This is a genomic window from Listeria sp. MAN/IMW/UF464 (genome assembly GCF_058683955.1).
The window spans coordinates 978,306-1,005,077 of the sequence record NZ_JBZWZP010000001.1; the positions used below are offsets into that span (position 1 = coordinate 978,306).

Sequence of the window (26,772 nt, forward strand, 5' to 3'; positions counted from 1 at the left end):
TACACTTCTTTTATCAAAATTAAAACACTTGAAACAGTAGACTTAAAGCCTAGCGTTTCAAGTGTTTTTTTAGTTTAACATTACGATTCCTTATGATTTTTATACCATTCTTCTGCTTTTGAAGTGGCAATTGGGATGGCGCGGCTTTCTGAGTAGCCATCTTTTAATAGCGCGTTGCCGATTTCAATTGCCTTTTCGCGTTCGGTCTTTCTTAGATTTTTCCACGAATCAGGATAATCATTTTTTGTCCACGGCACGACCTCTCACCTCGCTTTTAATTAATAGGAGCACCGCCAGTAATTCCGTATACTTGGCCCGTCGTATAACTTGCTTCATCTGAGGCTAGAAGTACATAAGCGCTCGCAAGTTCCGCTGGTTGGCCTGCTCGTCCAAGTGGCTGATCTTGACCAAATTCTGGAATACTATCTTGTGGTTGTCCCCCAGAAATTTGTAGCGCCGTCCAAATTGGACCTGGTGCAACTGCATTAATGCGAATTCCTTTTTCACCTAGTTGAGCAGCTAAACTTTTCGTTAATGAAATCAAACTACTTTTTGTCATTGCATAGTCAACGAGATGAGCGCTTGGTTTAACGCCTTGAATGGAGGACGTTAAAATGATACTTGCTCCTGCTTTTAAGTAATTAAGTGCTTCTTGAATTGCGAACACAACAGAGAAAACATTCACTTCAAATGTGTCACGTAATTGTTCAGCTGGAAGTTTTTGAATATCTAATTGATATTGTTGTAGTCCAGCATTTAGCACTAGAATATCTAGTCCACCTAACTCGTTATATGCTTTTTTCACTAACTCTTTCGCTAAACCTTCTTTTCGTAAATCACCTGGTAGTAAGACGCATTTCTGTCCAGCTTCCTCAACAATCGCTTTAACTTCCTGTGCATCTACTTCTTCATCCGGATGATAATTTATCGCGACATCAGCACCTTCTCTAGCGTAGGCAATAACCGCAGCTCGACCAATTCCCGAGTCGCCCCCTGTTACAAAGGCTTTTTTTCCGGTTAATTTGTTCGCACCTTGATAACTTGATTCGCCCGTATCTGGCACAGGTGTCATTTTACTTTGAAGACCTGGATAATCTTGCCGTTGTTTTTCAAATTTTCCCGTATGGTATTTGTTTAATGGATTTTCTTTATTCATCATAAAACCTCCTATATTTTTGCAACGTAACCCATTACTAGATAGGCTACGAAAATTATTAAAATGGCCAATATTAGTATCCACCATATATTAGCGCTAAGTTTTCGCTTCACTTTTTTATTTCCCATTTTCATTCCCCCCATTACTTTATGTTTTCCCTCCTGTTTTACGCTAAAACGTTTAACATCAAATTGAAAAAGAATTGTAGTAAACATGAAAAAAAAAGAGAACGGAAACCTGCTCTCTCTTTAAAAAATTTCTATTAACTTCTGAGTCCTCGTCCTTTATTGATTAAATACCAACAAATCGAGTACAGAACGACACTAAATACAACAAGAATGGATAAAGAAATTACTACTGGTACATCTGTAACGCCTAGGAAACCATAGCGGAATCCGGAAATCATATAGACAATCGGGTTCACTTTAGAAATCGCTTGCCAGATTGGCGGTAACATCGAAATCGCGTAAAATACGCCACCTAGATACGTTAACGGTTGTAATACAAAAGTTGGAACAATGGATACATCGTCAAATGATCTAGCGAAAATCCCATTAATAAGTCCCGCAAGTGAAAATAAAATTGCTGTCATTAAAAAGGTAATAATACCAATCGTCCAAGAATGAATGTGAATCGGCACAAACACCATCGAAATAAGCGTAACAAGTGCTCCAACTAAAACACTTCTACCAATCCCACCAATCAAAAAGCCCCAAATAATAATATGTGTTGGCACTGGCGCAACAAGAATTTCTTCAATATTTTTCTGAAACTTCTGCGAGAAAAAGGAAGACGATACGTTGGCGTAAGAACTCGTAATAACAGACATCATAATCAGCCCAGGAACGATATACTCCATATAGGAGAAACCGTTCATATCACCAATCCGACTACCAATCATTTTCCCAAAAATAATAAAGTAAAGCGAAGTTGTAATGACTGGCGGCACAAGTGTCTGCACCCAAATCCGCATATAGCGGTTGGTTTCTTTCGCCGCTAAACTTTTTAACGCTGTAAAATATAGATTAAACATGTTTCTCCCCCACTTGATGTTTTTCTTCTGTAATTTTCAAAAATAGTTCTTCCAGGCGATTCGATTTATTACGCATCGAAAGCACTTTAATGCCGTGTTCGCTTAATTGTTCAAAGATATGATTGACCCCTTGATTTCGTTCGACCTCAACAGATAACGTTTGTTTATCTTCAAAAACATGATTATAGCCCGTAATTTCGAAAGTTCCCTCATACGGTTCTAAATCAAAAATAAACGTTTCAAACTGTAATTTAGAAAGTAGTGATTTCATGCTGGTATTTTCAATCAACTCCCCAGATTGAATAATACCGATATTACGACAAAGCATCTCCGCTTCTTCTAAATAATGCGTCGTCAAAATAATCGTCGTACCACTTTCATTCAACTCTCTTAAAAACGTCCACATCTCACGTCTAAGCTCAATATCCACTCCAGCAGTTGGTTCATCTAAAATGAGCAACTTCGGTTCATGCATGAGAGCACGTGCAATCATCAAGCGACGTTTCATCCCACCTGAAAGCATCCGCGCACGTTCATTCCGTTTCTCCCACAAATTCGATTGCTTTAAATATTTCTCACTACGTTTAATGGCTTCCTTACGAGAAACACCGTAGTATCCAGCTTGGTTAACAACGATTTGCTGAACCGTTTCGAATGGATTGAAGTTGAATTCTTGCGGCACAAGACCGATTTGCTGTTTTGCCCGAACAATATCTGTATCTAAATCATAGCCAAAAACGCTCACTTCACCTGATGTTTTATTGACAAGTGAGGTGATAATGCCGATAGTCGTGGATTTTCCGGCACCATTAGGACCAAGCAGTGCATAAAAGTCCCCTTCTTCTACCGTTAAATCAACACCGCGTAACGCTTCGACTCCAGTGGAATAAATTTTTCTTAACCCTTTTATTTCAAGTGCATAAGTCATGTAATTGCTGTCTCCTTATAAATTATGATTCCTTTATTTTAGCACTTATTCGCTAATAAGAAAAAACAATCGTCTTCCACGTAAAATAGTGCGAAAAGACGATCATTTTTTAATTAATATCTGCTCATCGTTCTTCTTGATACCCCTAAAATTAGCAAGAACCAACCGACGACAAAGCAAACGCCACCGATAGGCGTAATCGCACCTAAAATGGATACTTTGGAAATACTTAACACATATAAACTACCCGAGAAAAAGACAATTCCGATTGAAAATAAAATTGCTGCCCAAGCGTAAAGCCGGCTAGCTTGTTTTTCCATTAATATCCCAACGATTAAAATGCCAACTGCGTGAAACATTTGATACTGAACGCCGGTTTCCCAAGTACTTGCATAACTTCCAAGTACGTCTTTTAAAGCATGCGCCCCAAAAGCTCCAAGTAAAACTGCTAACCCAGCCAAAATGGCTCCAGTAATAATTGTTTTCTTCATAGTTACCCCCTAAAAATCAAGCAACGAGTCTCCATTCGCGCCGTCTTCTAACTCTATTTTCTTCCCGTCCATACTTGTGATTTGAGCTGGTTCAGAAGTTGGAATTGAGACATTCGTCACTTCTTCGCTTCTTTCGTCGCCCGTTTTTGCAAGTTGAACAAGAAGCATCAAGCCATGCAAATGCTTATCTTGACTTGCTTTTGTTGTTGCTGCTCGTGCTTTCGCTAATTCACTTTCCATTTGTTCAAAAATCTTTGAATCTGCAATAATCATTTTTCCTCAACCTCAATTGTTTTAATAACGCGCGCTGGGTTACCGGCAACGACGACATTATCGGGGAAGCTTTTCGTTACAACTGCGCCTGAAGCAACCACGACATTATTTCCAAGTTTCACGCCCGGATTAATAATTGCCCGACCGCCAATCCAAACATTATCGCCAATTTCAACTGGTTTACCAAGCTCTAGCCCACTATTACGTTCTACTGGATCAAGGGGATGCGTTGCCGTATAAATATGAACACCTGGCGCCATCATACAATTATCACCAATATGTACTTCACAAACGTCTAAAATCACACAATCAAAATTAGCGTAGAAATTTTCGCCAACATAAATATTAGAACCATAATCTACGCGAAAATCTGGTTCGACGTAAACATTTTCTTTTGTTCCGCCGAATAGACGCTTAAGCACGCTTTTACGAGACTCAGAATCCATTGTATCGTTAATCTCTCTGCAGAACTTACGCGCACGACTTCTTCCGTGTACAAGTTCTCTGTCGCTAGGATTATACATTTCTCCTGCAATCATCTTTTCTAGTTCTGTCTTCATCCTGACACATCCAATCCACGTTTTATTCTTATCCATTATAACCAAATGAAAGACAGAAATATAGTAAAGTAATCGCATCTCCCAAAAAACTACGCGCAGCTACCTTTTGTGCATTTTTCTTAAAAAAATGATATTCTAGTGAGGTAGGTAAAATTGGGGAGGAATTTAATATTATGATTAAAGTTATTGCTTCAGACATGGATGGCACATTACTTAACTCTGATATCGAGATTGCACAAGAAAACGTCGAGGCAATCGAAAAAGCCCGCGCCAAAGGAATTCATTTCGTTCTTTGTACTGGGCGTATGTATGACGATGCAATGGGGTTAATTAATAAAGCTAATTTATATGCACCAGCTATTTGTATGAACGGTGCGGAAATTCGCGATGAACACGGCAAAATTATTTTGCAACATCCGATTGATAGAAACTTAGCGCGCAACACTTACAATACCTTGACAGAACTTGGAATGTATACAGAATTCTTCACTGACATGGGTCCGATCACAACAGATAAAGCTCGTGGCAAAGAATTTATGATTGAAATGCACAAACGTATCCACCCAGACGTTCCAGCAGAAACTATTATGGATAAAGTAGAAGAACGCTTTGAATCAAAAGACGTACACGAAATTCCTGATGTAGAACGTATTTTAGGCAATAAAGATTTAACGATTCTTAAATTTATTTCCTTCTCTTCTGATAAAGACATTCTTGCAAAAGCGAAACAAAAATTAGAAAAAGAATCCGAACTATCTGTAACATCTTCTTTTTCCGATAATATTGAAATCACGCACCGCGAAGCACAAAAAGGTATTTCTTTACAATATTATGTAGAAAAATTAGGCGTTACACTTGATGAAACTTTTGCAATTGGAGATAATATGAATGATATTTCGATGTTAAAAATGGCTGGTTATAGTGTAGCCATGGGTAACGGCGAAGAAGAAGTCAAAGAATTAGCAGAACATGTAACACTTTCCAATGATGAACACGGAGTTGCAGCAGCCATTTATAAAATGTTAGAAACAAATGACTAAAGTTTATTTTTAGGAGGAAACACTAATGACAATCAAAAAAACATTAACTATTGCAGGATCTGATTCAAGTGGTGGAGCTGGCTTACAAGCAGACTTAAAAACGTTTGAAGAATACGGCACTTATGGTTTTAGCGCAATCACAACTATTGTTACAATGGATCCAGACAACAACTGGGCGCACGGCGTTACTCCAATTGATGCGCAACTTGTTCGTGAACAACTAAAAACAATCCTTTCTGGCGGCCCTGTTGACGCAATGAAAACAGGAATGCTTGGTTCAATCGACATCATTAAAGCAACTCGTGAAGCCATCGATAAATATGATTTAAAAAATGTCGTAATCGACCCAGTTATGGTTTGTAAAGGCGAAGACGAATTAATCCAACCAGAAAACGCCGAAGCTATCCGCGACCTACTGCTTCCAAAAGCAACAATCACAACACCAAACCTATTCGAAGCAGGCCAATTATCCGGTCTTGGCAAATTAACTACATTAGATGATATGAAAAAAGCAGCGAAAAAAATCATCGAATTAGGTGCTAAATACGTAGTTATCAAAGGCGGAAAAGCCCTAGAAAGCGACAAAGCAATCGACCTACTTTATGATGGCAAAGAATTTACTATCTATGAAGTAGAAAAAATCTCTCCAAGCCACAATCACGGCGCGGGTTGTACTTTCGCAGCCGCTATCACAGCTGGACTTGCAAAAGGTTTAACGGTTGAAGAAGCTGTCGCAAAAGCAAAAGACTTTGTCACAGCAGCTATCAAAGGTGGATTTGCCCTAAACGAATTCATCGGTCCTGTTTGGCATGGTGCTTATAATAAAGCCGAAAATAGATAATACAAAAACCGTCCATTGTTTGGGCGGTTTTTTATTATAATAAAAGTTAGGAGATGAGTTCGATGAAAGTAAGTAAATCATTTGAGGTATTTGCAAAAGAAGCTCCCGAAGTACACTCTGCCTGGATGGAAACCGTACATAAGTTAGATGCCGCAAGCAAGCTCGATAAAAAAACAGAAGAACTAGCTTATATTGCCGTTATGGCCGCCACTCGCCTCGAAAGCGGGCTCCCTTTCCATGTGAAAATGGCAAAAACAAACGGTGCGACGCGTGATGAGATTATTAGCGCCATTCTCGTTGGTTTACCGGCTGTAGGAAATACTGTTATAAGCGCCCTGCCAGTTGCCTTGGAAGCATATGATAAAATTTAATAAATTACTCCAAAAAAACTTAAGTGAATTCACTTAAGTTTTTTTGTTCTTGCTATTTCTTTCTAAATAAGAACCATGCTCCCAAACAAAGAACCCCACCTAAGATAGCTTTCGATTGTGTATCCCCTGTCCTTGGAAGTTTCGTTATTTTCTTGATAACAATTTTCTCTTTGGTTTTTTGCTTACTAGGCTTAGTAGGCGTATCAGCTGGATTTTCTTCTATAACAATTGGCGCTTTTTTCGCTTCTACAATATGCACGATAAACTTTACTGGATCAGCTGGGATGCCATCTTCATTTACCGCATTCAGTGTCACAGTATAGCTTCCCGGCGTTTGCCATTTCACTTTATCTGGAGCATCGGAAGTAATAGCTGAGTTATCATTAGTCTTTGCGCGGACTTCTTTTAATAGCTCTGTCTCATTTTTAATTATCGTGGAATCATAGGTTACTTCTGGATCCACAGTGATAATTGGCGCTGGACTTTTTAAAATACGGACGATAAATGTTTTCGCTTCCGCTGCCACGCCGTCTTCATTTACCGCGTTCAACGTAACTTCATAATCGCCTGGCACACCCCATTTTACTTTATCATTCATATCAGAAACAAGCGGTGAACCATCATTTGTTTGCGCATTTACTGCTTGAAGGAGTTCAGCTTCCGTTTTAGTTACTGTTTTCGGGTACGTTATTTCGGGATCCACAGTGATTATTGGCGCTGGACTTTTTAAAATACGAACGATAAATGTTTTCGCTTCCGCTGCTATGCCGTCTTCATTTACCGCATTCAACGTAACTTCATAATCGCCTGGCACGCCCCATTTTACTTTGTCGTTTATATTAGAAGTAATCGTCGAACCATCATTTGTTCGCGCATTTACTTCATTTAGTAATGTGCTCTCATCTTTCGTCACTGTTTTATCATAGGTTATTTCTGGGTCTACCGTTATAACCGGTGCGGGATTTTTGGAAATCTTAATCGTTACAGGAACTGGGTCTGCTGCTTGATTATCCTCATTTACCGCGGTAATAAGAACTGGATAGTCGCCCGGAACACCCCATTTCACATTCGTTAAATCACATTTTATATCAGCTGGAATATCTGTTTTTGCTTCCACATCTTCCAAAAACTCTTCCATTGTCCGGTTCACTGTTTTACTATATTCGATTTCAGGAAGTGCGCTAATGACAGGTTTTTGGAGTGCTTTTATTTTGTATAGAACATCATTTTGGTAGCCTTGCTTTATTTGAATACTTAAATTATCCGCTGTTTCAGATAGTTTATTAGGAGAAGTTACCTCTAATAATTTATATTTATTAGTATTCAAAAGGGAATCATAGGCATGTTTATCCACGTTTTGCACGGAATTATGTAAAAAAGGTTCCGCTATTTCAAATTTACCATCTTGATTGACTTTTCCCGGTGTTGTTACCGTACTATAATCATTAAAAGTAACCGGATTGCCTAACTCATCCTCAAAACGCGTCGTTACTTTCCCAAAAAAAGCAGCTGTCATTTTCGTATCAGCATTATTCACTGGATAGAATTCTAATGACTTTGTAGCCGATGATACAGAAGAAAGACTAACCAAGTATGGATCTGTTGTTCCAGGTTTCCCGTCCACATTCGTATCAATATCGAAACTAACACGAGTTTTAGTAGAAATACCTTTGAACGGAATAGTACAATTCATTTGGAAAATAGGACCGCCTACAAATGGAGTTCCAACATCGTATGTAATCGTTCCGTAATCCACCCCTGCAACACCAATTCTATAAATCTCCTTCGCTTCGTCCCAAACTTCAATTTTAATATTTTGCACATTTCCAAGCGGAATGCGTTTTTCAAAAAGCGGATACGATACTAAAATTTCTGTTTCGTAATTCACTTTGCTACTAGGCTTTTCATATACTAAAATCGCATGGTATAAATCACCGCTTTTTTTAGTAAAATCTTTTATTCCAACTGGTGGCCAGTCACTTGCCATATTTACGTTCAATTCTACACTGCTCGTCCCAATATTTTTAAAATTTTTCGCAGCTCCACTGTAAGAAAGGTTAATAACGTTTTTATCGCCATGAGCCGGCATCACCTGTATTTTAAAATTCGCATCAAAATTTTTCATAAAAAAGGACTCTGAATCTTCTGTAAAAACAAAGTGCAATGTGGGCGAGCCATTAATTTTTTCTACAGTAACCTTACCAACTACTTGTTCGTTAGTTACCGCTGTTGGGTCAACATCCACTTTCAAATCATAGGCTTTCTCTGTATAGAGTAAAGTATCAGATGATAAAGTAATATTAAAGTAGTCCCCTTTTTGGAAAGAATTCCCTCCAAAAGCTACCTCTAAAAAATAATTGAGCTTTTCATTATAGTTTTCCTTCGCCATTACGTTTTGACCATCTGATTTATAAAAACCGACAGATTTAATGAGATCATCTCTCTTATTATTACCGTCTGCTTTTACGGACCAATCCACTGGCACTAAAATTATCGAACAAATTACACTAAGCGCGATAATAATATGTAAAATTTTCTTCAAATACATCTCCTCCTTTGTAGTATGGTTTATCTGCCTCAATTTCCCCCGTTTTCTTGCGTATCCTTGTATCTAACTAAGAACAATTATACCTATAATGCTGCCCGTTTCAGTCCATTAATATAAGCAATTCCATCTGAAATGTGACTAAAAATCAACAAAAAGTATCCCAAAGACAACATTTTCTATTTAAAAATAAAAAAACAGCTATCCTCTATTTAAAATTAAGAGAATAACTGCTTTTCTTGATTTCGGTATAACCATTTCATCTCAACACAAAATTCAATCGTTACTAGAAGGATTTTCAAAAACCGCAATCGCTTCTGTCAAAATAGATAACTCTTCCTCAAGTAGTACTCGTTGTTTTTTAAGTTCCTGCGCTTGCAAGATATTTAAGATTTCGTTCGATTCAATATTATCATCATTATTAAATTTTTTTACCCATTTTCCAAAAGTTGAATTAGGGACACTAAATTCCTGACAGATACTATGCTTCGTTTTCCCTCTGCGATATAAAGCAACCAAACTTTTTTTAAAATTCTCGTCATATTTTGCTTTAGCCATAAAACTTCCTTCTTTCTCTTGTTAAATATCATAAAAAAAGATGCAAATAGATCTGTTTTTTTCATTTCTAATATATCAAGTTTTACTAACATTTTTTCATAAAGTCCTAAAAATAGGACTTCTTCCGCCAAATTTTCTATGCTACGATTTAAAAGTAAAATGGCTGTTAAACTCCTTGGCACACCTCTTAGATGCAGCCCTCATCTAAATTTTTAAACAGAAGGAGTAACTTGAATGGTCGGGTATGGAAAAACAGTGAGAGATATTCGCACTTCTAAAGGAATACATCAAAAAGATTTATACGATAATATCATTTCCAAATCCTTCGCTATCGAATTTGAAAAAGGAAAACACGACATCACACTAACGTTATTTGAAAAAATTTTAAAACGGATGAATATGGACTTGGATGAGTTCTTTTATATCCACAGAGAATTGTCGGTATCAGCTGAGAATAATTATTTATGCATGAATCAAGAGCGAGGAAATATATACGACCTTGCGAGTTTGGAACTATTATATAGCGAGCTTTCTAAACATAATGGCGAATTAGTTGAGGTATGGAAAGCATTTGTTCGTTCGCAAATTAAATTAGTCAAACATCTTTTTAAATATCATGAATTTACAGTAGATGTTATTACATCTAAAGATAAATGCACTATTCAAAAGTATTTGTTTTCGATTGATACGTGGACACTTGAAGAACTCAAGATTTGCGCTAACTCCATCTATTTTTTTGAAGAAGATTTACAAATTCAATTTTTAAATCAGGTCATTAAGGCGATTCATCCTTATAAAAACTACGACCGGGCCAGACGTGTTTTATGTACACTTTTAATTAATACGATTGAAATGTTTATTTCGCGCGGTCAACTATCCTCTGCTAATAAACTCATTATCCTGCTAGACTCTTTATGCATTTATAACGAAAGCGCCTTTTACCGCAATATCTCCCATTTTTTAAAAGGCTTAATCAAAATGCAAAACAATCATATCCAAGAAGGTTACAATCAAGCAAAAAAAGCCATTCAAATTATGAATGACCTTCGTTTTGAAGAAATTGCTTATTTATATGAAATTTTATTAGATCAGTTTATCAGGTTAAAAGGTATAGATATTGTTAAGAGCTAGCTTTCTAGCAACCACGATTCATTCATACTTTTGTCTTTCCCAAAATGCTTCCCGTGAACATCAATGACTGAGTGCCATTCTTTACATAGTTTATGTGGAATATTTTCGGTTATCGGCATAAATTCTTCACGCATTTGCTCGTACGTTTTATATTCACCAAAGCCCAATCTAGTAAATAGTCGTCTGGCATATAAATCAGCAATAAAAACATTACGTTCAAAAATATATAGCAACATTGCATCGGCCGTTTCTTCCCCGACGCCTTTAATACCTAGTAGTTCTTTGCGCAAATCTTCTGTTGAATAAGACTTAAATTTATCCAAACTAGCACCGTGACCAACAAACCACTCGATAAGTGCTTTAATATAAAGACTTTTTTGCTTATAAAAACCTGCTGGATAGATTAACTCTTCAAGTTGCCCCGTATCCATCTTGGTTAGACTATCTAAATCTAAATAAGGTGCGAGATTGGCTAAAGCTTGGTTGGCATTTTTCTCTGTCGTACGCTGAATTAATATCATCGAAAGCCAGTCAGCAAGACGATTGTCATCTTCCCACCAATCTTGATAACCATAAAGCTCAACTAAATTATTTAAAACCTGCACTTTTTGCTTATTTATATTCAACCGTTATCACCTCTCACTAAAACTAGCCTATTAATTCTTTCACTGTAGCATAATATTTTGCTAATATCTATTATCGCTAACCATTCAAAGTGAACAAAAAAAGAGAAAGCAATAAAGCTTTCTCTTTAAATAATTGTTCCTTGTTTTAGCGGAGTTTTTTACTAATAACAACCCCTGTTCCGAACAATAATAAACCTAATCCAACAAATAACATGTTGTTACTGTCTCCTGTTTTCGGAAGCGTTACGATATTTTTTGTCGGTTCAGTAACTGGTGGTACGTCATCATTACTTTCTTGCACTGGTCCGCTTTCTTCAACAATAAGATCCACGTCTTCATCAACTGGGATAACTTCATTTTCGCTAAACTGCGCATATAAAGTCATATCATTTCTCGGCATTTCAGCTGTTTCAAAATCCCATTTGTTTCCGCCTGTTTTCGCGTCATACCATCCAGTAAATGTGTATCCTGCTTTTTTCGGTGCGGCTGGTTGTGTAATCAACGCTTCTTCCTTTACTTCTAAACTTGTTTTTAAAACATCGTCTACTATAAAGTTCACAGTATGCGATGGTAAGCTTAAAGGTTGTCTGACCGTCACATCGTAATCCGTCTTAGAATTACCAATCTGCACATGTTGTGTATATTTATAACTAATTTCATTTACATATCTAGGCAACTCCCAAGTAACAATCGGGTTATCGTAGGTCCCATTATGACTAATATCCGTTATCTCAACTAATCCGCCGTCTAAATCTTTTATATTGTTAGTTAAGGTAAAATTGGTTTTAAACAACTCAGGATTTTTCTGTATTCGCTGATCAGACAAACTTAAATTTTTTAAACCCTTTAAATCTTTCAATGGACTAATATCGATTATATTGTTTCCATTTAACCAAAGATTGGATAGATTCGTTAAATTAGCTAAAGGTATAACCTCACTTATTTGGTTATTAGTTAAATCCAAAAGGTTTAAATTAGTCAAATTCGCAAGTGGCGTTAGATCTGATATTTCATTTCCACCTAAATGTAGATTGGTTAAATTAGTTAGATTAGTTAATCCGGTAATATCATCTATCTGATTATCTCGTATGTTTATAAACTTTAATTGCGTCAAATTAGCCAATGGACTTGTATCAACAATATTATTCTTATGGATAGCTAAAGAATTTAGGTTGTTTAAATTAGCTAATGGGCTAATATCCACAATTTGATTGTCACTAATAGATAAATTCTGCAAACTCGTTAATTCAGCAATTGTTGTGATGTCATTTATCTGATTTCCACTTATAACTAAATTATTGAGGTTTTTCATATTTTTAAGCGGAGTTAAATCAGTAATTTGGTTATTTTCAATAATTAAATAGTCTAATTTAGTTAAATTAGCTAATGGGCTTATGTTAGTTATGCGATTGTTACTAAGATAAAGGCTTTTCAACTCGGTTAAATTTGTGATAAAACTAATGTCGCTTATCTCACAATTCATTAAATTAAGAGTGTGCAATTTTGTTAGGTTTGCAATCGGACTAAAATCTTTTATTGGATTCCCTGACAGGTCCAGATTCTCTAACTTTGTAGAATTTGATAAAAAGCTAATATCCTGTATTTTTTCTCCGTTAAAGTTAAAAGTCGTCACATTTGGCAGATATTGTATTCCCTCAAGCGACTCAATCCCAGTTGAAGTTGCACCTACAATAGTTATGTTATTCAGTTCTTCTTGCGTAACAGTATCAGTGACATTCGTCTTGCTAAGATAGTTTCTCATTACTTCTGCTAATTTAGCATCGGGAAAAATTTCGTTTATTGGTGTAGGTTCGGTAATGCTCTGTTCTTCAGCATTTACATCATTATTTGACCCAAGCCATATAAAAACACTCCCTATTAAAAGAACCCCAATAAAAGCCTGAATTACTTTATAAAAATGTTGTTTGTTTATCATATATCCGTTCCTTTCTTCTTTAGATGTCAGTTTTTTTAGTTGCAGAATCATAAAATAAACCATCTAAATTACATTATACATGGCGATTTTTCTCAGAAGTCCATTAGTATCACTTGTTTTCCGACGATTGTGTCTAAACAGTGAACAATCACCTCGTTATTATGTCTAAAATGTGACTATTATTTAATTTTGAAAGAAAATAAAAAATAAACGATAAAAAAAGAGAAAACACGTGAATGTTTTCTCTCTAATAATCTATTTCTATTTTAATAACGTACTTTTCCCATCATCCAATAACTCGGAATCCGTCCTTATTCCCTGTCATATCAGGCATTAATTCAAATAACTTTTTACTATTATCCGGTTTATTTCGAACAATTACTTGCATAAAATAATCATGCGCCATTAATGTATAACCATGTTCTTTTGATGTAATTGCATATCCTTCTACATCATTTTCAGAAATAAACAGCCATCTCCACTGATACTTTTCACGGACAGCCTCTCCATACAGAGACCCTAAAATATAACCAAGTTCCTCCGCCAAATCGAAGTCCGGTGAGGTATCTTTTAAATATTTGGCAATTTTTTCGATTCGCTCTTCTGGAGTTCCGTCAGTTTCGAGCATCACTTCGCCCTCTTCTTTTAAACGGATAATTTCTGCTTCTTCCGCTTTTGTTAGTTCTCGCGCAATAATCGACATTAGAAACACCCTTTCCTAACCCATTATAACTCAAAAGTTCAATCTTTCGCATCCGATATGTTCGTCATGTATAATGAAAGAAGTACAGCAATTTTTTATATTTAGGGGGCTATTTTTTTCATGGAACACAATAAAGAAAAACTTACAAAACCGACATCAGACAAAAACTATTTTTGGCCGATAATGATTATTTCATTTGTTGCGGTTGTAGTGATTTTACTACTCTTCTTCTCACCGATTGGGTATCAAGGAGCAGTACATTTCGACATTACTATCTTCCCGCGAATGAACGCCATCTTTAATAGTTTTACCTTTGTATTTTTAGTTATTGCACTTTGGGCGATTATAAAAAAGAAAAACATTAAAATGCATCGTGGCTTCATTTTAGCAGCATTTACATCAACTTTATTCTTCTTAGTAACTTACTTAACGTTCCATTATCTCTCAGCAGAAACTTCTACGTTTGGCGGAACTGGGATTATCCGACCAATCTACTTTTTCATTTTAATTACACATAGTTTCTTAGCAGCAATCGTTGTTCCACTAGCGCTATTTGCACTTGTGTGGGGCTGGACAATGCAAATTGAGAAACACAAAAAAATCGTTCGTTGGACTATGCCAATTTGGCTATATGTCAGCTTAACTGGCGTACTCGTTTACTTATTTATGGCGCCGTATTATTAAACAAAAAAGCATCAAATGAGCTCTTATTTTTTATGTTTTAAGAATCTCTCTCAGAAAACATCGAAAAAGCCATGTAAATTAACATGGCTTTTTTGATGTTAAAATCTTTTACCACTTAACAATTCTATTTTATTTCCAATAATTTTTAAAATGATCCTCAAATCCATTTTCTTCAAATAGATTTGAAAAAATTAATTTTAATTCTGCAGGTGTTTCTGTAAATTGTTCATGGGTCAAGTCATCAATAGAATGAGAGCCCACATCAAAGAGCTTTTTATATATCGCATTCTCTCGATAAAAATCATCTGTATTTAAGTTGTTGAATTTCACAAAAGTTTCAATTATTCTTCGCATTGAGTTTAGGATTGCATACCTAAGATTACGTTCACATAGCTCGCTTAATTCTATCCACAGTCCTGCATAATTCGTTTTAATGTCTTCCTTCTCATTTTTTATTAATCTGAATTTTTTATTTTCAATTCTAAAAAAATTACTTTTATCATACTTTGTTCTACCTTTACTGTCTTTATGATTTCCATGGGGCTGTATATTTAGATAGAAGTGTACATTGTGAGTTAGGCAAAGGAAATAATCTTTTTCATGATTAAACTTATTTCTATCAGTTCCTGAATAAAGCTTTTGTAACTCTGTTATTATTAAATATTGCATAGTATCATCATTTGAATTCATAGGGTCATCGAAAATAATGATTTTAGGTTTATTCTTCTGATTTTCAACATCTTCAAGAGAGTAGATAAAGTATAAAAATGCAATTATGTTTTTCTCACCAGTTGAAATTTTATTTATACTACGAACTTCATTCTCCCCATCTTTAATTTCGTATCTTTCAAATCCACCGTCCTCTATTTTTCTTAGTTGTAAATCTTCTTTCCCTGATTTTTTTAATCTTTTATTTATCAATTGTGCAATTTTCGATGTATCCTTTTGTTGATTTTTCAATTCTTGGATTTCTTTATTTTTCTCTTCAATTTTTTTATTGATTTTTGCTAAATCAGGGATTTGCCTTTCTAAATTGTTTAATTCATTTTTTTCAATTTTATAGTTGAATTTTTCACATTCAATACTAATTAAATGACACTTGATCCCCTCTTTAGCAACACTAATATTCTCATATAAATTTTCCCCAAAAGTATTGTTTTCTCGTATCAATCCATTGATTTTTATTTGTAACTCTGTTATTTGAGGTATTCCTATTTCTAAAACATTAAAAATTTTAGTAATATCTTTTTTCTTTTCATTTATTGCATTAAACAGTTTTTCAATAAATTCATTTATTTCTTTTTCTTTTTCTAAAATCATAGTGTTTATTTCTTCTGTATTAAACTTTGTATAAAAATCTTGCTGTTCTATTTTTTTTAGTGTGACTTTTTTAAATTTAAGTCTTAATACTTCCTCTTCTAATTTTTGGTACTCTTCATTAAAATGATGGTTTAATTCATCTAATCTTCCTTTCGTTAACTTATTCCCACAAAATAAACAATCGTCATTTTCTTCATGAAGGTTTAAGCCTCTTCTCGCGAATCCTTCTTTTTCAGGAGTATTTAACTCATTACACTTTTGAGAAATTTCAACTGTCTTAACTAAGATATCATTCACTTCATCAAGCATCTCTTTTAAATTAGGAGTAGTAAAAATGTAATCAGCTACTGGATTTTTAGTTGTTTCCTTAATTATACAATTTAATTCCTCCAGATTTTCAATTCTCTCACTCTTATGTAAATCGTTTTTAAACTTTGTTTTATTATAATTAGGGTCAATTTGATATTGAGTATTGTGTTTGATTGACTTTGCCGCATCCGAATACCATTTATTTATTTTACTGTCCTGCATACTATGTTTTTCCATAGCGCTAATATATATATCATTCTCAATTTTTTTCTCTTGATTTAACTTTTCTAATTCTCTGTTCAATATTTCTAAGTTATCTTCAATATCTTTATTACCCGCACTCAAAGCAATCGCATTTAAGCTATTATTTTCACCAATTACACTTTCGAAACCCTGAAAAATTCGCACATCAAATTTTTCTTCGTGATTGTTAGATAAGACATACTTTCCGTTTTCTTTAACTTCCACTAAATTATGGTTTGAATCCATTTCAGTCTTATAAAAATGTTTTTGCATTTTTATTAAATCACAAAGTGTTGATTTTCCAGAACCGTTTCTTCCAAATATAAAATTTTTGCTTTTTAATTCTAGATTACCTTCTTGAAAAGTATTTTCCCTATTTCTGAGTTCAATCTTCATCTGCTTATCTCCATTCATTAAATCTTTTTTTATTTGCTTTACTATTCAATTTTGAATCTCTTACATGGTTCCTTGTTCCAAATAAATCACTTGAATTTTTTATAATTTGATATAAAGGCTCCGCACCAATATAATCCTATACTCAAACCAATGTTGAAAATGTAAATACTATTATTCTTCTATAAAACCTTTCTATTACTTAACACTGTTACTCAACTTTGTTTTATTTAGTTAGTACTTTACCCAGAAAAACTATTTTGTATACAAAAAAACCACTAAAAAGAAACAAAAATGTAAACGTTACCACTTTATGTATATAATATCACAATATTACGAATTAGTAATAAACAAATTTTATTCAAGTTATAAATATTTGTGATTTCTAAAAAATCAATAGTTATAACTTTTACTAAATAGAAAAGTGAGCTCTTATTAGATGCTCACTAAGACTTAAAATAATAGATAAAATTCATAATCATTCGATGCTTATTTTTTTACGGAAAAACTTTTTGTAATTACATTTTCTTCAACGACGACTCCGTGAAGTTCGCCGCCAAAAACGGCGCCACCATCAATATCAAGCCGGGTTCTATCTTCAGAGACCCATATTCTTGCACTTCCATCGCTATGTAAATTTTGCACCGGAGTATGTCCAAAAATAAAGACTTTCCCGGTTTTATTTTTCCCGAATAAAAATGGTTCGCGAATCCAGAAAAAATCACGTTCTTCCGTATCATGCCAGTTTGGTTTAGAAAAATCTACTCCCGCATGGACAAATACATATTTACCTTCTTCATAATAAAGTGGCAAATGGCGAATGAAATCAATGAGTTCAGAAGCTTCTTCCTGTACACGTTTAGCCAATCCTTCTGGCGTCATTTTTTTATCTAATGAGTCAGCGATTAGAGATTGGATTGTTTCCATCCCACCTTGACTCAAATAATAATGCATTTTTTCAGAAGGGTTATCTAAAAAATCGAGCAGCATTTGCTCATGATTGCCTTTTAAGACGATCACTTCGGTTTCGTCAGCTAGCTCTTTCACACGCCTAAGTACCGCCGCTGGATTTTCACCGCGATCAATTAAATCACCTACAAACAAAAGCCGTTCTTGCTCTTTATTCCAGTTTTCTAACAACTCATCTAAAAGCGTAATTTCCCCGTGCACATCTCCTACAGCAAAAATTGGCTTCATTGTTATACCTCCAAACCTACGTAAAAGAAACGCCCTTTCGCTAACATGACATTAGCAAAAGGACGTCTTTTCCTTATTTGGTATTGCCTTCTACTTTTTTAATTTTCTTCTCTACTTCAGCGATTTCGTGACGTAATGCACTTAATCTTACTTCAGCAGCATTAATTGGTCCATTTTGAAGTTGCGGGTCTTCAAACTCCCGTGTTTCGCTTAACGCTTCTTGATATTGTTGTCGCAATTCAATTAATCGATCTTCTAATTCTCTTAAACTCTCATGGGCCATATGCGCCACCTCCAAATTATTCATATCATATAACGTTACTTTTCCCCTATTGCTAGAAAATTAATCCTATTTTAAACATTTTTTTATCCCGCTCCATATTGCTGTATTAGTGCCTAAAAGTATGCTATTTTAAAAGTAGGTATTTTTGCTATTATACTTAAAAATAAATTAAAAAGGAGTTTTCATTATGATGACTATTTCACAAGTAAAACAAACAGCTAAAGAGTCGCTACGTGGCAACTGGGGTATTGCCATTGGGATATTTGTTCTTGCATGGTTAATTGAAACCGTTGGCGGAGGGGTACTTGGTTGGATTCCTGTTGTTGGCTGGATTGCCCTATTTCTATTAACTGGACCACTTTATACGGGGGTTGCTTGGGTATACTTAGCAATTAGCCGCCGTGAACAACCAGATGTTGCTTATATGTTTAGTGGTTTTAAACAATTTGGACGTACGTTTTTAGCTTACTTGCTCATTTCTATTTTCACATTCTTATGGAGCTTATTACTAATCGTACCAGGAATTATTAAAACATATTCCTATTCACAAACATTCTTTATTTTACGCGATAATCCTAATATTTCAGCACTTGATGCTATTACAGAAAGCCGCCATATGATGAACGGGCATAAAGGTAGACTATTTGGTCTTTCCCTTACATTCTTACTTTGGTATTTAATTCCTTTAGCCGTAGCAATTGCAGGTACTGTAATCGTTGCTGGTGGTATGGCTACTACTTCTTATACTGCTGATCCTGCTGAAGTAATTACAGCACTTGCTGCTGGAGCTACATTTGGTGGACTGGTATTAATACTAGCTTCTTGGTTACTTACACTTGGTATTTCACTTTATGTTTATCCGTATCTAATCACTTCTATCGCTGTATTCTATGATGATTTATATGCAGCAAGCGAAGGTACTTACACCGAAGAAACAGTTATTGTAGAAGAAGAAATTGATCCATTTGGTACAAGAGAAACTGATCCTTTTGTAGAAGATACTCATCCAGAGGGATTTGGACCTGAAACAAAGGTAGAACCTGAAACACCAGAAGTTCCGAAAGCACCTGAAACAAAAGTAGAACCAGAAGCTCCAGTAACTCCTGAAACAACGGTAGAACCCGAAACACCAGAAGTTCCAGAAGCTCCTGAAACGAAAGAAGTACCAGAAACTCCTGAGACTCCAGAAGCTCCTGAGGCTCCAAAAGACAATAATGAACCAAAATAAAATAACAGCTGGCGGACTGGAATTTCTAGTCCGCTTTGCTTTGCCAAATGATCGTTCAACAATAAATGAATTAATGGTAAATACTGCGCGCTGGTTAAAAGAATCGGGTTCGACCCAGTGGAGCGATATTTTACATGGATTTGATGTTCATAATATTGAACAACGGATTGAGCTTAGCGAGGTTGCACTTTTTGAGGCGGCTGATGGAAAACTAGCTGGAGTAATGATTATCAGGAAAACGCCGAGTGACTGGGATACGGATTTATGGGGTGATAGGCATGAACAATCAGCTTATTACTTACACCGAATAATGGTATCAAGGGATTTTAGTGGCATTTCTTTAAGTAAACAAATGATTAGTTTTGCTGAACAATTGGCACTTAACATGTCTGTTCCGTTTGTTCGGTTAGACTGCATCAAAACAAACGAAGCCCTTAATCAAATGTATCTGCGTTATGGATTTATGTTTTCTGGTGAGAAGAATGGGTTTAATTTATATCAAAAAGAGCTGTCACTTTTGTGACAGCTCTTTTAACGATACGCTTGAATTGTAAGTTCAGCAAACATTGATTTAATTGTCTTCCTAGCCATTTCGGTTTTATCTTGTGCGAGTAGCTCATATATTTGGCTGCTTTTTTTATTGGTCCATTCTCTAATTTCGACTGATTTAAAAATATTAATACCATCCGAAAAATGAACCATTTGAAAGAAAATATCTTTTGCAATCTTCACTTGATATGGATTTTCAGCAAAACTAATTAAGCAAAGAATGAAACGATGATGTGCATCAAAATAACTTTCAACATCCGTTAAATAAGAAAATCGTTCCATCTCTTGTAAACGTTCGTGTAATTTTTCTATATCCATTACTAAACCGAAGTGCCCTACTTTTGCTATTGCTGCATCAACTAAAATATCGATGGTATCCATTAATTGCACGTAACGGTCTGATCCAATGAGCACATCGTTTAAAACTGCTCCACTATTTTCGTGATAGCTAACAATACCTTGAGCTGTAAGAGTAGCAATCGCTTTTCGAAGTGGGGACCGGCTAACTCCGAATTCAGCGGCAAGTTTTTCTTCAACGAGATGCTCATTACGGACTAAATCGCCTTTTTTAATCTTTTCAAGAAGTAAATTATAGACCATTTTATCCAACGTTTTATATTTATTTACCATCAAGTCTGCCCCCTATTCGCTAGTAATTATATCATAGAAATATTTTTAGTGAATAAGCTTGCTTCGTTTTGCTTTTTCGGATAGTTTTGGTACTACTTTGTCGAGCGGTTTTTTGAGTAACAAACCTAATGCAATGAATAAAATGGCAAATCCAGCAAGAACACTCATGTCAATCCACACAGTTGGCATATAAAGTCCCCCCACACTTTCTCGGATTAAACTAACGGCATAAGTAAACGGCAAGAATGGATAAATCGCTTGGAAAAATGGTGGTGAGACTTGAATTGGGAAGTTCCCGCCCGCTCCTGAAATTTGTAGTACTAACAAGATGATCGCAATCCCTTTTCCGACGTTATTAAATAAAGAAACGAGTGTGTAGACAATCGTCATAAAGACCACGCTGATAAACATGCTAAAGAGCACGTGGAGTAAAGGTTCAGCGATGGAAACACCGAGCAAGAAGATGTTCCCGAGCGTAACAATAAGTGCTTGCATTAACCCGATGGATAAGAACGTTAATAATCGACCAAAATAACGATGGTAATGGCTGAAAATCCCCGCTGGCACCTCTACATCAACACGTAGTAATGAAATAAGTAAGAGTGCCCCAACCCATAAACAAAGTGCTGTATAAAATGGCGAGCTTGCCGAGCCGTAGTTTGGAATAGGGTAGTAACTTGTTTCTTTTAAATTAACCGGGTTCGCAATAAAGGAACTATCTTTATCGGCATCATTTCTTAGCATTTTAATAATACTTTGCAAATCGTAATTTTTATCGAAATCGGTAATTTTATTGGCAGCATTATTAATTGCTTTTTCAAATTCTGGCAGTTCTTCTCTGGAAAGATTTGCTGCGATTTTAACGGCTTTTTCGAACTCTGGCATTTTTTCTTGAATCAGATTGGATGCTTGATTTATTTCTTTTTCGAGTCCTGGTAAATCATCGCGAATGAAGTTGGCTGCTTTTTTGATATTAGCTTTTACGTTTGGATAATCATTTTGATAAAAATCAGCTGCTTCGTTAATACCTGCGATAATTGTATCTAGTTTCGTATTGATAACCTTAGTTGCTTCATCCAAAGTTTTCTGGATTTCTGGCAGTCGCTCTTGAAATTCTTTTAAATACGTTTGCCCAGTTTGCAGTGTTTCTCTGGAATCTTTCAATACTTGAGTGATTTCTGGGATTTTTGCTTGCAAGTTTTGTAGTAATTTTTGGCTGTCTTTTAAGTCTCCTTGAATTTGATTTAAGCCGGTTTTGATTGCTGGAACAATTTCCGAATCATAGTTTGCTAAAATTTGGTCTAATTTTGCGCTAACATTTTTGGCTTGTTCATTCAATTGATTTAAAAGTTCCTCAGCTGGTTGTTCACCATTTTCTAGTGCTGTGCGTACTTTTGTGATTGTTTGCTTTTGTGCGCCTAGTTGGCTATTAATCGTTTTTAAGTTTGCAATTAAATCGGTAAACGGCTTATTCGGTAAAGTTTCATTTAAGCTTTCCAAAGTTGCAGTTTGTTTTGTAATCATTTGTTGTAAGGAATCAATATCGTTTTCCATTTTCTTCAGTTCGGAAATCGCCTGTTCAGAGTTGATAGAACCATTTTTGATTGCTTCAGTTACTTGGTAAATATTATCTGCCATTTGCTTCATTAGCGTTAAGTTTTGTTTAATAGCAGGTGCTAACGTATCAAATGACTTATTAATTTCGTCTGCAAAATCGGATACTTTATCGACATATCCACTACCATTTTGGGCGATTTTTTCAACTGTTGGAATCGCCGCCGTCGCTGTATCAATGACATCAAGTGCCTTACCAGATTCGTTTACCGCGTCATTGACTGTTTTTTTGATCGTTCCGAAGTTTTCATCTACTTCTTTTACTGACTGCGCGATTTGTTTGATTTCTGGGATTTTCTTTTGGAGCACAAGAATATCTTGACCAAGTTGATCGATTTTCGGTAGCTGTTCTTCTACTAATAAAACGTTTTCTGTCGCTTTATTCAGTTCTGGGATTTTTTCATTTAGTTCGACAACCTGATTTGCTTTCGTTTTTAGTTCAGGTAATTTGGCTTCAATTTTGACGGCCTCAGCACCCATTTTTTTAAGTTCTGGTAAAGCATCTTGTACTTGGAATACTTTGGTTTTTAAACGTCTAATTGTCGGTAACTCGTTTTCAAGATCAATTCCTGCTTTATTAAACTCTTCTAAAACAGCCTTACTCACCGTGCCCACAAACTCGGAACTAATTTGATTTACAATAGTTGTTGCTCCGCTTTCTGTCATTTTTGGCGCGATAGCATTGATTTTTTCATTAACCGAGTAATCAATTGTTGGTTTTTTGACGTTATCACTTACAACCGAAACCATATCCTCTGAGAAATTTTTCGGAATATGAATCGAAGCATAATATTTTCCGCTTTTTACGCCTTTTTTCGCTTCTTCTTCACTAACAAAAGTCCAACCAAGTTTTTTATTTTTCTCAAGGGTTTTCTTAAGCTGATCCCCAACGTTCACTTGTTGAGGCTTTTTTCCCGGTACGTCTACTTCTGCGCCTTCATCATCAATTGAAACAGCTACTTTGATTCCTGATGTATTGGAATAAGGATCCCAAAGTGCTTCAATATTAAACCATGCATATAATGATGGCAAAATAATTAATGCAATAACTAATAATAAAGCTAAAGGCGCTTTAAAGAGACGGCGCCAGTCTAAAACAAATATTTCGTATACTTTCCGCATCAAAAGCACCTCCTGTATTTAAGCAAATCATTTTAGAAATACTATCTAAATGTACGGATAATATACAAATTCACTAATTTTTGCATTACCTCTTTTGCTAAGTCATATTTCTTTTCTACCATATAAAAAGTTAGTTGTTCTAATGTATCCATCGTTTCTTCTTCCAAAAGCACTGGTATTATTTTAATATCTTTTTGTGCTTTATTAAAGAAATCACGCTTCATTTTCCTTACAATATCTTCTGCATAACTGTTAGCTAGTTGCGCGACAAATTGTAACAGCCATTTACTCAGCAAAGATAGATAAGCATCGACATTTTCTTCTTTTTGAATGATTCTCATCTCTTTTAGTAATTCATTGCCTTGTTCTGGTTTATAAGTTAAATTTTTACTTTTACATTTTTCAATTGTTTGCACGACGAGAATTTCTGCCATTTCAAGGAGTTCGATAAAACGTCCAGCGCTCATGCTACTTTCGATAACAATTGCCCCCCGGTTCAGTTCGTATTCGATTAATTCTTCGGATACTAAAACCGCAATTGCTTTTCTGACAGGAGTTCGACTAATAGATAATTCTTTTGCAATACCCGCTTCTGAAATATGTTGACCAACATGAAGCTTTCCGCTGAGAATTTTTTCTTTGATTGTATAGTATGCTAATTTTTCGTATGTTTGTTTTTCCATGCTCATCCCTCGTTTTCTATATATTAAAAGTATTTTCTACGCCAAAAAATCACTGTTACCCCCGTTGTAATTAATAGCGTAAATAAAAGAATTAATGCAAACGCGTGCTCATTGTGCATAAATGGCAACTTAATATTCATCCCGTAAACACTCGCCACAATAGTTGGTAAAGATAAAATAATGGTAAAAGATGTTAAAAACTTCATCACGATATTCAAATTATTCGAAATGACAGAAGAAAACACATCTGACATGCCACTAATAATTTGCGTGTATGTATCTGTCATTGCTATTGCTTGTTTATTTTCAATAATAACATCTCTAAGCAAGTCATGGTTATCTTCCTGTTGCATAAAATGTTCCACATCTTCCATTTTATCGAGTATTGCTTTGTTCGATTGAAGTGCAGTTGCAAAAAATACTAAACTTTTCTGAACCGCCATAAACGCATACAGTTGTTCATTTTTCATCGACTGTTTAATCTGTATTTCTAAATTATTTGTTTGTTTGATGATTTGATTTAAGTATTTGAGGTAATAATAAGATACAGCATACAATAATTTTAACAAAAATTGTTTATGATTCGTCGTATCGTATGTTTCTAGTTTCATCGTACGAACATCTTCTAATATTAGTAAGTCGCGTAAAGAGATAGTGACTAGATACTTTCTTGTTAATACGATACCAATTGGCAGTGTTTCGTACATTGTGTAACCAAGTTCATCCTCCGATTCATACGGATAGTCGACAATCACTAAGGAGTGTCTTACATCTTGTTCTGCTCGTTTTAATTCTATTCTCGAGCGCTCCTCTGAATCGAGTGCATCTAAGATATAAGGTTTTGGCACATCCATTTCTTTACTTAATTGCTCAATTTCATCTTCTGTCGGAGCGGTTACTTTCACCCAGCAACCATCTTCTAACTCGGATAATTGCTCCATTTTTTCATTTGTTGTTTTAAAAAATTCAATCATCTGTGTATCTCCTTTCTTCTAACTTCTTTACAAAATATTTCATTTATGTTACATTATTATTAATAATAATTCATTTATGACAAAGGAGCGATGAAAATGGAATTTATGTCAATGATACTTACAGGAATTGTTTTAGCAGCAATAATCTCAGGACTTTCTTTTGTAGTTGGTAAACTTAGTGGTTTATCTTGGTTTTGGATTGCGTTTTGTGCAAACAGCGGTTTCTTTATTATTTTCATCACTGTGCAAAATTCATTTCCAGATAACGCAGCTGTAGCCCTTTCGTATTTAAATCTTGGAATTGGCGTTGTTTTAATTGCTTTAACGCTTTTCCAATCAAGCAACTGGCTTTTCAAGAAAACAATGCAACGTAAACATTAAAATAATTAATCTAATCTACCTTTCCCTTATTATCGCATCAAAAAACTGTTTAAGCTCATTTTTCGCTTAAACAGTTCTTTTTTTATTTAAAGTGTATCATAATTCCATTTGAATCGGTAACTGAAATCGTTTCGTCAAATCGTTTTACTTCATAACCTTGCTGCTCTAGATTCGTTGTTATCGCTTCTTTGTCTGGTGTGATAATTGTAAACCAAGCTAACCCGACTTCATTCTCACGACGATTTTCCAAATTGCGTCCAGCCCACATATTTGATCCAATATGATGGTGATAATCGCCTGCTGCAAAAAATCTTGCTGATGGTATTGCTGTCGTTAAATTCATACCAAGCGCTTCTTTATAAAATTGCTCTGCCTTGTCTGCATCAGCTACCTGTAAATGTACATGCCCGATAATTGTCCCACTTGGCATTCCAGTGAAAGGTTCTCCAGTTGCGATTTTTAATAAATCATCCACATCGACTTGCTCTGTCACCATTGGTAAGTTTCCAGCGCTATCACGCATCCAACTATTTTTCGGCCGATCTGCGTAGATTTCAATGCCGTTCCCTTCAATATCATGTAAGTAAAGCGCCTCACTATAAGCATGGTCCCCCGCTCCGTCAATCGGATAACCCGACTGAGCTAAATGCACGAGTACATCTGCTAAACTTTCTCGACTTGGTAATAAAAATGCTGTATGAAACAATCCAATCCGCGGCACTTCTGGAACAACTGCATGGTCTATTTTTTTAAGAACAAGCAACGCCTCACTCGAATCTGGCACTCCAAGCCTTACAATCCGATCATTTTCTTCTAATAAAGTTAAACCAATTACTTCTTGATAAAAACCTGCCATCTCTTTTAAATGACCTACATTTAAGACAACTTCGCCTAATCGTAATTTTTCACTAATTTCCACCATGTAAAAAACGCTCCTTTTATTGTAATACATTCATTACAACACAAGGAG

28 protein-coding genes are annotated in these 26,772 nt (G+C 35.3%); 8 read left to right on the forward strand and 20 right to left on the reverse strand.

Going from position 1 to position 26,772, the window contains the following annotated elements; translation table 11 throughout:
• Nucleotides 1-80: 80 nt before the first annotated feature.
• From AC4PG0_RS04980 to AC4PG0_RS05010, 7 genes are all read right to left on the reverse strand, one after another.
• Nucleotides 81-257 (reverse strand): DUF2188 domain-containing protein, encoded by a 177-nt coding sequence (locus tag AC4PG0_RS04980; protein ID WP_003724412.1) that lies wholly within the window; start codon nt 255-257, stop codon nt 81-83.
• A gap of 17 nt (nt 258-274) precedes the next feature.
• Complete coding sequence (locus tag AC4PG0_RS04985) at nt 275-1,159, reverse strand: SDR family oxidoreductase (RefSeq protein ID WP_003760912.1); 885 nt, start codon at nt 1,157-1,159, stop codon at nt 275-277.
• Between the two features lie 259 nt (nt 1,160-1,418).
• Complete coding sequence (locus tag AC4PG0_RS04990; RefSeq protein WP_003760909.1) at nt 1,419-2,189, reverse strand: ABC transporter permease; 771 nt, start codon at nt 2,187-2,189, stop codon at nt 1,419-1,421.
• A complete protein-coding gene (locus AC4PG0_RS04995) occupies nt 2,182-3,117 on the reverse strand; it encodes an ABC transporter ATP-binding protein (RefSeq protein WP_010990548.1) in 936 nt (311 codons plus the stop codon). The genes AC4PG0_RS04990 and AC4PG0_RS04995 overlap by 8 nt, the downstream gene beginning before the upstream one ends.
• A gap of 113 nt (nt 3,118-3,230) precedes the next feature.
• Nucleotides 3,231-3,608 (reverse strand): DUF423 domain-containing protein, encoded by a 378-nt coding sequence (locus tag AC4PG0_RS05000; RefSeq protein ID WP_003760904.1) that lies wholly within the window; start codon nt 3,606-3,608, stop codon nt 3,231-3,233.
• 9 nt (nt 3,609-3,617) lie between these two features.
• On the reverse strand, nt 3,618-3,881 hold the full coding sequence (locus AC4PG0_RS05005; protein WP_185543757.1) for a DUF5327 family protein: 264 nt from the start codon (nt 3,879-3,881) through the stop codon (nt 3,618-3,620).
• On the reverse strand, nt 3,878-4,441 hold the full coding sequence (locus AC4PG0_RS05010; RefSeq protein WP_003760901.1) for a maltose acetyltransferase domain-containing protein: 564 nt from the start codon (nt 4,439-4,441) through the stop codon (nt 3,878-3,880). The genes AC4PG0_RS05005 and AC4PG0_RS05010 overlap by 4 nt, the downstream gene beginning before the upstream one ends.
• A 173-nt stretch (nt 4,442-4,614) precedes the next feature.
• Between AC4PG0_RS05010 and AC4PG0_RS05015 the strand changes: the two genes are divergently transcribed.
• From AC4PG0_RS05015 to AC4PG0_RS05025, 3 genes are all read left to right on the forward strand, one after another.
• The gene (locus tag AC4PG0_RS05015; RefSeq protein ID WP_003770854.1) at nt 4,615-5,481 is read left to right on the forward strand and encodes a Cof-type HAD-IIB family hydrolase; all 867 of its coding nucleotides are present in this window, start codon (nt 4,615-4,617) and stop codon (nt 5,479-5,481) included.
• Between the two features lie 25 nt (nt 5,482-5,506).
• Nucleotides 5,507-6,322, forward strand: a complete 816-nt coding sequence (gene pdxK, locus AC4PG0_RS05020; protein WP_003724405.1) for a pyridoxine/pyridoxal/pyridoxamine kinase — start codon at nt 5,507-5,509, stop codon at nt 6,320-6,322.
• A gap of 62 nt (nt 6,323-6,384) precedes the next feature.
• Nucleotides 6,385-6,693, forward strand: a complete 309-nt coding sequence (locus tag AC4PG0_RS05025) for a carboxymuconolactone decarboxylase family protein (protein WP_492167382.1) — start codon at nt 6,385-6,387, stop codon at nt 6,691-6,693.
• Nucleotides 6,694-6,745: 52 nt separating this feature from the next.
• On the opposite strand, the gene AC4PG0_RS05030 is transcribed toward AC4PG0_RS05025, so the two are convergent.
• Together AC4PG0_RS05030 and AC4PG0_RS05035 are read right to left on the reverse strand one after the other, a co-directional pair.
• The gene (locus tag AC4PG0_RS05030; protein WP_492167381.1) at nt 6,746-9,235 is read right to left on the reverse strand and encodes a LapB repeat-containing protein; all 2,490 of its coding nucleotides are present in this window, start codon (nt 9,233-9,235) and stop codon (nt 6,746-6,748) included.
• 279 nt (nt 9,236-9,514) lie between these two features.
• A complete protein-coding gene (locus AC4PG0_RS05035) occupies nt 9,515-9,796 on the reverse strand; it encodes a transposase (protein WP_003770845.1) in 282 nt (93 codons plus the stop codon).
• A 234-nt stretch (nt 9,797-10,030) separates the two neighbouring features.
• Here AC4PG0_RS05035 and AC4PG0_RS05040 point away from each other — a divergent pair, with 234 nt between their 5' ends.
• On the forward strand, nt 10,031-10,927 hold the full coding sequence (locus tag AC4PG0_RS05040) for an Rgg/GadR/MutR family transcriptional regulator (RefSeq protein ID WP_010990543.1): 897 nt from the start codon (nt 10,031-10,033) through the stop codon (nt 10,925-10,927).
• On the opposite strand, the gene AC4PG0_RS05045 is transcribed toward AC4PG0_RS05040, so the two are convergent.
• The 3 genes from AC4PG0_RS05045 to AC4PG0_RS05055 form a co-directional block, all read right to left on the reverse strand.
• Nucleotides 10,924-11,553, reverse strand: a complete 630-nt coding sequence (locus tag AC4PG0_RS05045; RefSeq protein ID WP_045554510.1) for an endonuclease III domain-containing protein — start codon at nt 11,551-11,553, stop codon at nt 10,924-10,926. The two genes, AC4PG0_RS05040 and AC4PG0_RS05045, sit on opposite strands and share 4 nt — an antisense overlap.
• A gap of 145 nt (nt 11,554-11,698) precedes the next feature.
• Complete coding sequence (locus tag AC4PG0_RS05050; RefSeq protein ID WP_228469819.1) at nt 11,699-13,540, reverse strand: leucine-rich repeat domain-containing protein; 1,842 nt, start codon at nt 13,538-13,540, stop codon at nt 11,699-11,701.
• A 235-nt stretch (nt 13,541-13,775) separates the two neighbouring features.
• Nucleotides 13,776-14,192, reverse strand: coding sequence for a hypothetical protein (locus AC4PG0_RS05055; protein ID WP_003760876.1), 417 nt, complete (start codon nt 14,190-14,192; stop codon nt 13,776-13,778).
• A gap of 120 nt (nt 14,193-14,312) precedes the next feature.
• On the opposite strand from AC4PG0_RS05055, the gene AC4PG0_RS05060 reads away from it, so the two are divergent.
• Complete coding sequence (locus AC4PG0_RS05060; RefSeq protein ID WP_003760875.1) at nt 14,313-14,876, forward strand: DUF420 domain-containing protein; 564 nt, start codon at nt 14,313-14,315, stop codon at nt 14,874-14,876.
• Between the two features lie 129 nt (nt 14,877-15,005).
• On the opposite strand, the gene AC4PG0_RS05065 is transcribed toward AC4PG0_RS05060, so the two are convergent.
• The 3 genes from AC4PG0_RS05065 to AC4PG0_RS05075 form a co-directional block, all read right to left on the reverse strand.
• Nucleotides 15,006-17,144, reverse strand: a complete 2,139-nt coding sequence (locus tag AC4PG0_RS05065) for an AAA family ATPase (protein ID WP_207578404.1) — start codon at nt 17,142-17,144, stop codon at nt 15,006-15,008.
• Nucleotides 17,145-17,630: 486 nt separating this feature from the next.
• The gene (locus AC4PG0_RS05070; protein WP_003760874.1) at nt 17,631-18,338 is read right to left on the reverse strand and encodes a metallophosphoesterase family protein; all 708 of its coding nucleotides are present in this window, start codon (nt 18,336-18,338) and stop codon (nt 17,631-17,633) included.
• 73 nt (nt 18,339-18,411) lie between these two features.
• Entirely contained in the window at nt 18,412-18,621 is a 210-nt protein-coding gene (locus AC4PG0_RS05075; protein WP_003760873.1) for an Lmo0654 family protein, read from the reverse strand.
• A 190-nt stretch (nt 18,622-18,811) separates the two neighbouring features.
• Between AC4PG0_RS05075 and AC4PG0_RS05080 the strand changes: the two genes are divergently transcribed.
• Entirely contained in the window at nt 18,812-19,849 is a 1,038-nt protein-coding gene (locus AC4PG0_RS05080; protein WP_492167509.1) for a DUF975 family protein, read from the forward strand.
• The gene (locus AC4PG0_RS05085; protein WP_033533302.1) at nt 19,836-20,372 is read left to right on the forward strand and encodes a GNAT family N-acetyltransferase; all 537 of its coding nucleotides are present in this window, start codon (nt 19,836-19,838) and stop codon (nt 20,370-20,372) included. The genes AC4PG0_RS05080 and AC4PG0_RS05085 overlap by 14 nt, the downstream gene beginning before the upstream one ends.
• A gap of 8 nt (nt 20,373-20,380) precedes the next feature.
• Here the strand turns inward: AC4PG0_RS05085 and AC4PG0_RS05090 are convergent, their stop codons facing one another.
• Genes AC4PG0_RS05090 through AC4PG0_RS05105 form a run of 4 tightly spaced genes read right to left on the reverse strand, consistent with a single transcriptional unit; the run spans nt 20,381 to nt 25,421 of the window.
• Nucleotides 20,381-21,028 carry a GntR family transcriptional regulator gene (locus AC4PG0_RS05090; protein WP_492167380.1) on the reverse strand — a complete coding sequence of 216 codons (648 nt, stop codon included), beginning with the start codon at nt 21,026-21,028 and terminating at the stop codon, nt 20,381-20,383.
• Between the two features lie 45 nt (nt 21,029-21,073).
• Nucleotides 21,074-23,764 (reverse strand): YhgE/Pip domain-containing protein, encoded by a 2,691-nt coding sequence (locus tag AC4PG0_RS05095; protein ID WP_010990537.1) that lies wholly within the window; start codon nt 23,762-23,764, stop codon nt 21,074-21,076.
• A gap of 41 nt (nt 23,765-23,805) precedes the next feature.
• Entirely contained in the window at nt 23,806-24,447 is a 642-nt protein-coding gene (locus AC4PG0_RS05100; RefSeq protein WP_003765783.1) for a GntR family transcriptional regulator, read from the reverse strand.
• Between the two features lie 23 nt (nt 24,448-24,470).
• Nucleotides 24,471-25,421 carry a magnesium transporter CorA family protein gene (locus AC4PG0_RS05105; RefSeq protein WP_003760863.1) on the reverse strand — a complete coding sequence of 317 codons (951 nt, stop codon included), beginning with the start codon at nt 25,419-25,421 and terminating at the stop codon, nt 24,471-24,473.
• Between the two features lie 96 nt (nt 25,422-25,517).
• Here AC4PG0_RS05105 and AC4PG0_RS05110 point away from each other — a divergent pair, with 96 nt between their 5' ends.
• Complete coding sequence (locus AC4PG0_RS05110; protein ID WP_003765781.1) at nt 25,518-25,802, forward strand: hypothetical protein; 285 nt, start codon at nt 25,518-25,520, stop codon at nt 25,800-25,802.
• Nucleotides 25,803-25,884: 82 nt separating this feature from the next.
• On the opposite strand, the gene AC4PG0_RS05115 is transcribed toward AC4PG0_RS05110, so the two are convergent.
• The gene (locus AC4PG0_RS05115; protein ID WP_045553534.1) at nt 25,885-26,724 is read right to left on the reverse strand and encodes a VOC family protein; all 840 of its coding nucleotides are present in this window, start codon (nt 26,722-26,724) and stop codon (nt 25,885-25,887) included.
• Nucleotides 26,725-26,772: the final 48 nt, after the last annotated feature.

Coding starts and splice junctions, on each gene's coding strand:
- AC4PG0_RS05080 (WP_492167509.1), top strand. CDS start 18,812: ATGACTATTTCACAAGTAAAACAAACAGCTAAAGAGTCGCTACGTGGC.
- AC4PG0_RS05025 (WP_492167382.1), top strand. CDS start 6,385: ATGAAAGTAAGTAAATCATTTGAGGTATTTGCAAAAGAAGCTCCCGAA.
- AC4PG0_RS05090 (WP_492167380.1), bottom strand. CDS start 21,028: ATGGTAAATAAATATAAAACGTTGGATAAAATGGTCTATAATTTACTT.
- AC4PG0_RS05035 (WP_003770845.1), bottom strand. CDS start 9,796: ATGGCTAAAGCAAAATATGACGAGAATTTTAAAAAAAGTTTGGTTGCT.
- pdxK (WP_003724405.1), top strand. CDS start 5,507: ATGACAATCAAAAAAACATTAACTATTGCAGGATCTGATTCAAGTGGT.
- AC4PG0_RS05055 (WP_003760876.1), bottom strand. CDS start 14,192: ATGTCGATTATTGCGCGAGAACTAACAAAAGCGGAAGAAGCAGAAATT.
- AC4PG0_RS04995 (WP_010990548.1), bottom strand. CDS start 3,117: ATGACTTATGCACTTGAAATAAAAGGGTTAAGAAAAATTTATTCCACT.
- AC4PG0_RS05010 (WP_003760901.1), bottom strand. CDS start 4,441: ATGAAGACAGAACTAGAAAAGATGATTGCAGGAGAAATGTATAATCCT.
- AC4PG0_RS05095 (WP_010990537.1), bottom strand. CDS start 23,764: ATGCGGAAAGTATACGAAATATTTGTTTTAGACTGGCGCCGTCTCTTT.
- AC4PG0_RS05065 (WP_207578404.1), bottom strand. CDS start 17,144: ATGAAGATTGAACTCAGAAATAGGGAAAATACTTTTCAAGAAGGTAAT.
- AC4PG0_RS05005 (WP_185543757.1), bottom strand. CDS start 3,881: ATGATTATTGCAGATTCAAAGATTTTTGAACAAATGGAAAGTGAATTA.
- AC4PG0_RS05100 (WP_003765783.1), bottom strand. CDS start 24,447: ATGGAAAAACAAACATACGAAAAATTAGCATACTATACAATCAAAGAA.
- AC4PG0_RS04990 (WP_003760909.1), bottom strand. CDS start 2,189: ATGTTTAATCTATATTTTACAGCGTTAAAAAGTTTAGCGGCGAAAGAA.
- AC4PG0_RS04985 (WP_003760912.1), bottom strand. CDS start 1,159: ATGATGAATAAAGAAAATCCATTAAACAAATACCATACGGGAAAATTT.
- AC4PG0_RS05110 (WP_003765781.1), top strand. CDS start 25,518: ATGGAATTTATGTCAATGATACTTACAGGAATTGTTTTAGCAGCAATA.
- AC4PG0_RS05040 (WP_010990543.1), top strand. CDS start 10,031: ATGGTCGGGTATGGAAAAACAGTGAGAGATATTCGCACTTCTAAAGGA.
- AC4PG0_RS05085 (WP_033533302.1), top strand. CDS start 19,836: ATGAACCAAAATAAAATAACAGCTGGCGGACTGGAATTTCTAGTCCGC.
- AC4PG0_RS05070 (WP_003760874.1), bottom strand. CDS start 18,338: ATGAAGCCAATTTTTGCTGTAGGAGATGTGCACGGGGAAATTACGCTT.
- AC4PG0_RS05060 (WP_003760875.1), top strand. CDS start 14,313: ATGGAACACAATAAAGAAAAACTTACAAAACCGACATCAGACAAAAAC.
- AC4PG0_RS05075 (WP_003760873.1), bottom strand. CDS start 18,621: ATGGCCCATGAGAGTTTAAGAGAATTAGAAGATCGATTAATTGAATTG.
- AC4PG0_RS05015 (WP_003770854.1), top strand. CDS start 4,615: ATGATTAAAGTTATTGCTTCAGACATGGATGGCACATTACTTAACTCT.
- AC4PG0_RS05000 (WP_003760904.1), bottom strand. CDS start 3,608: ATGAAGAAAACAATTATTACTGGAGCCATTTTGGCTGGGTTAGCAGTT.
- AC4PG0_RS05050 (WP_228469819.1), bottom strand. CDS start 13,540: ATGATTCTGCAACTAAAAAAACTGACATCTAAAGAAGAAAGGAACGGA.
- AC4PG0_RS05115 (WP_045553534.1), bottom strand. CDS start 26,724: ATGGTGGAAATTAGTGAAAAATTACGATTAGGCGAAGTTGTCTTAAAT.
- AC4PG0_RS05105 (WP_003760863.1), bottom strand. CDS start 25,421: ATGATTGAATTTTTTAAAACAACAAATGAAAAAATGGAGCAATTATCC.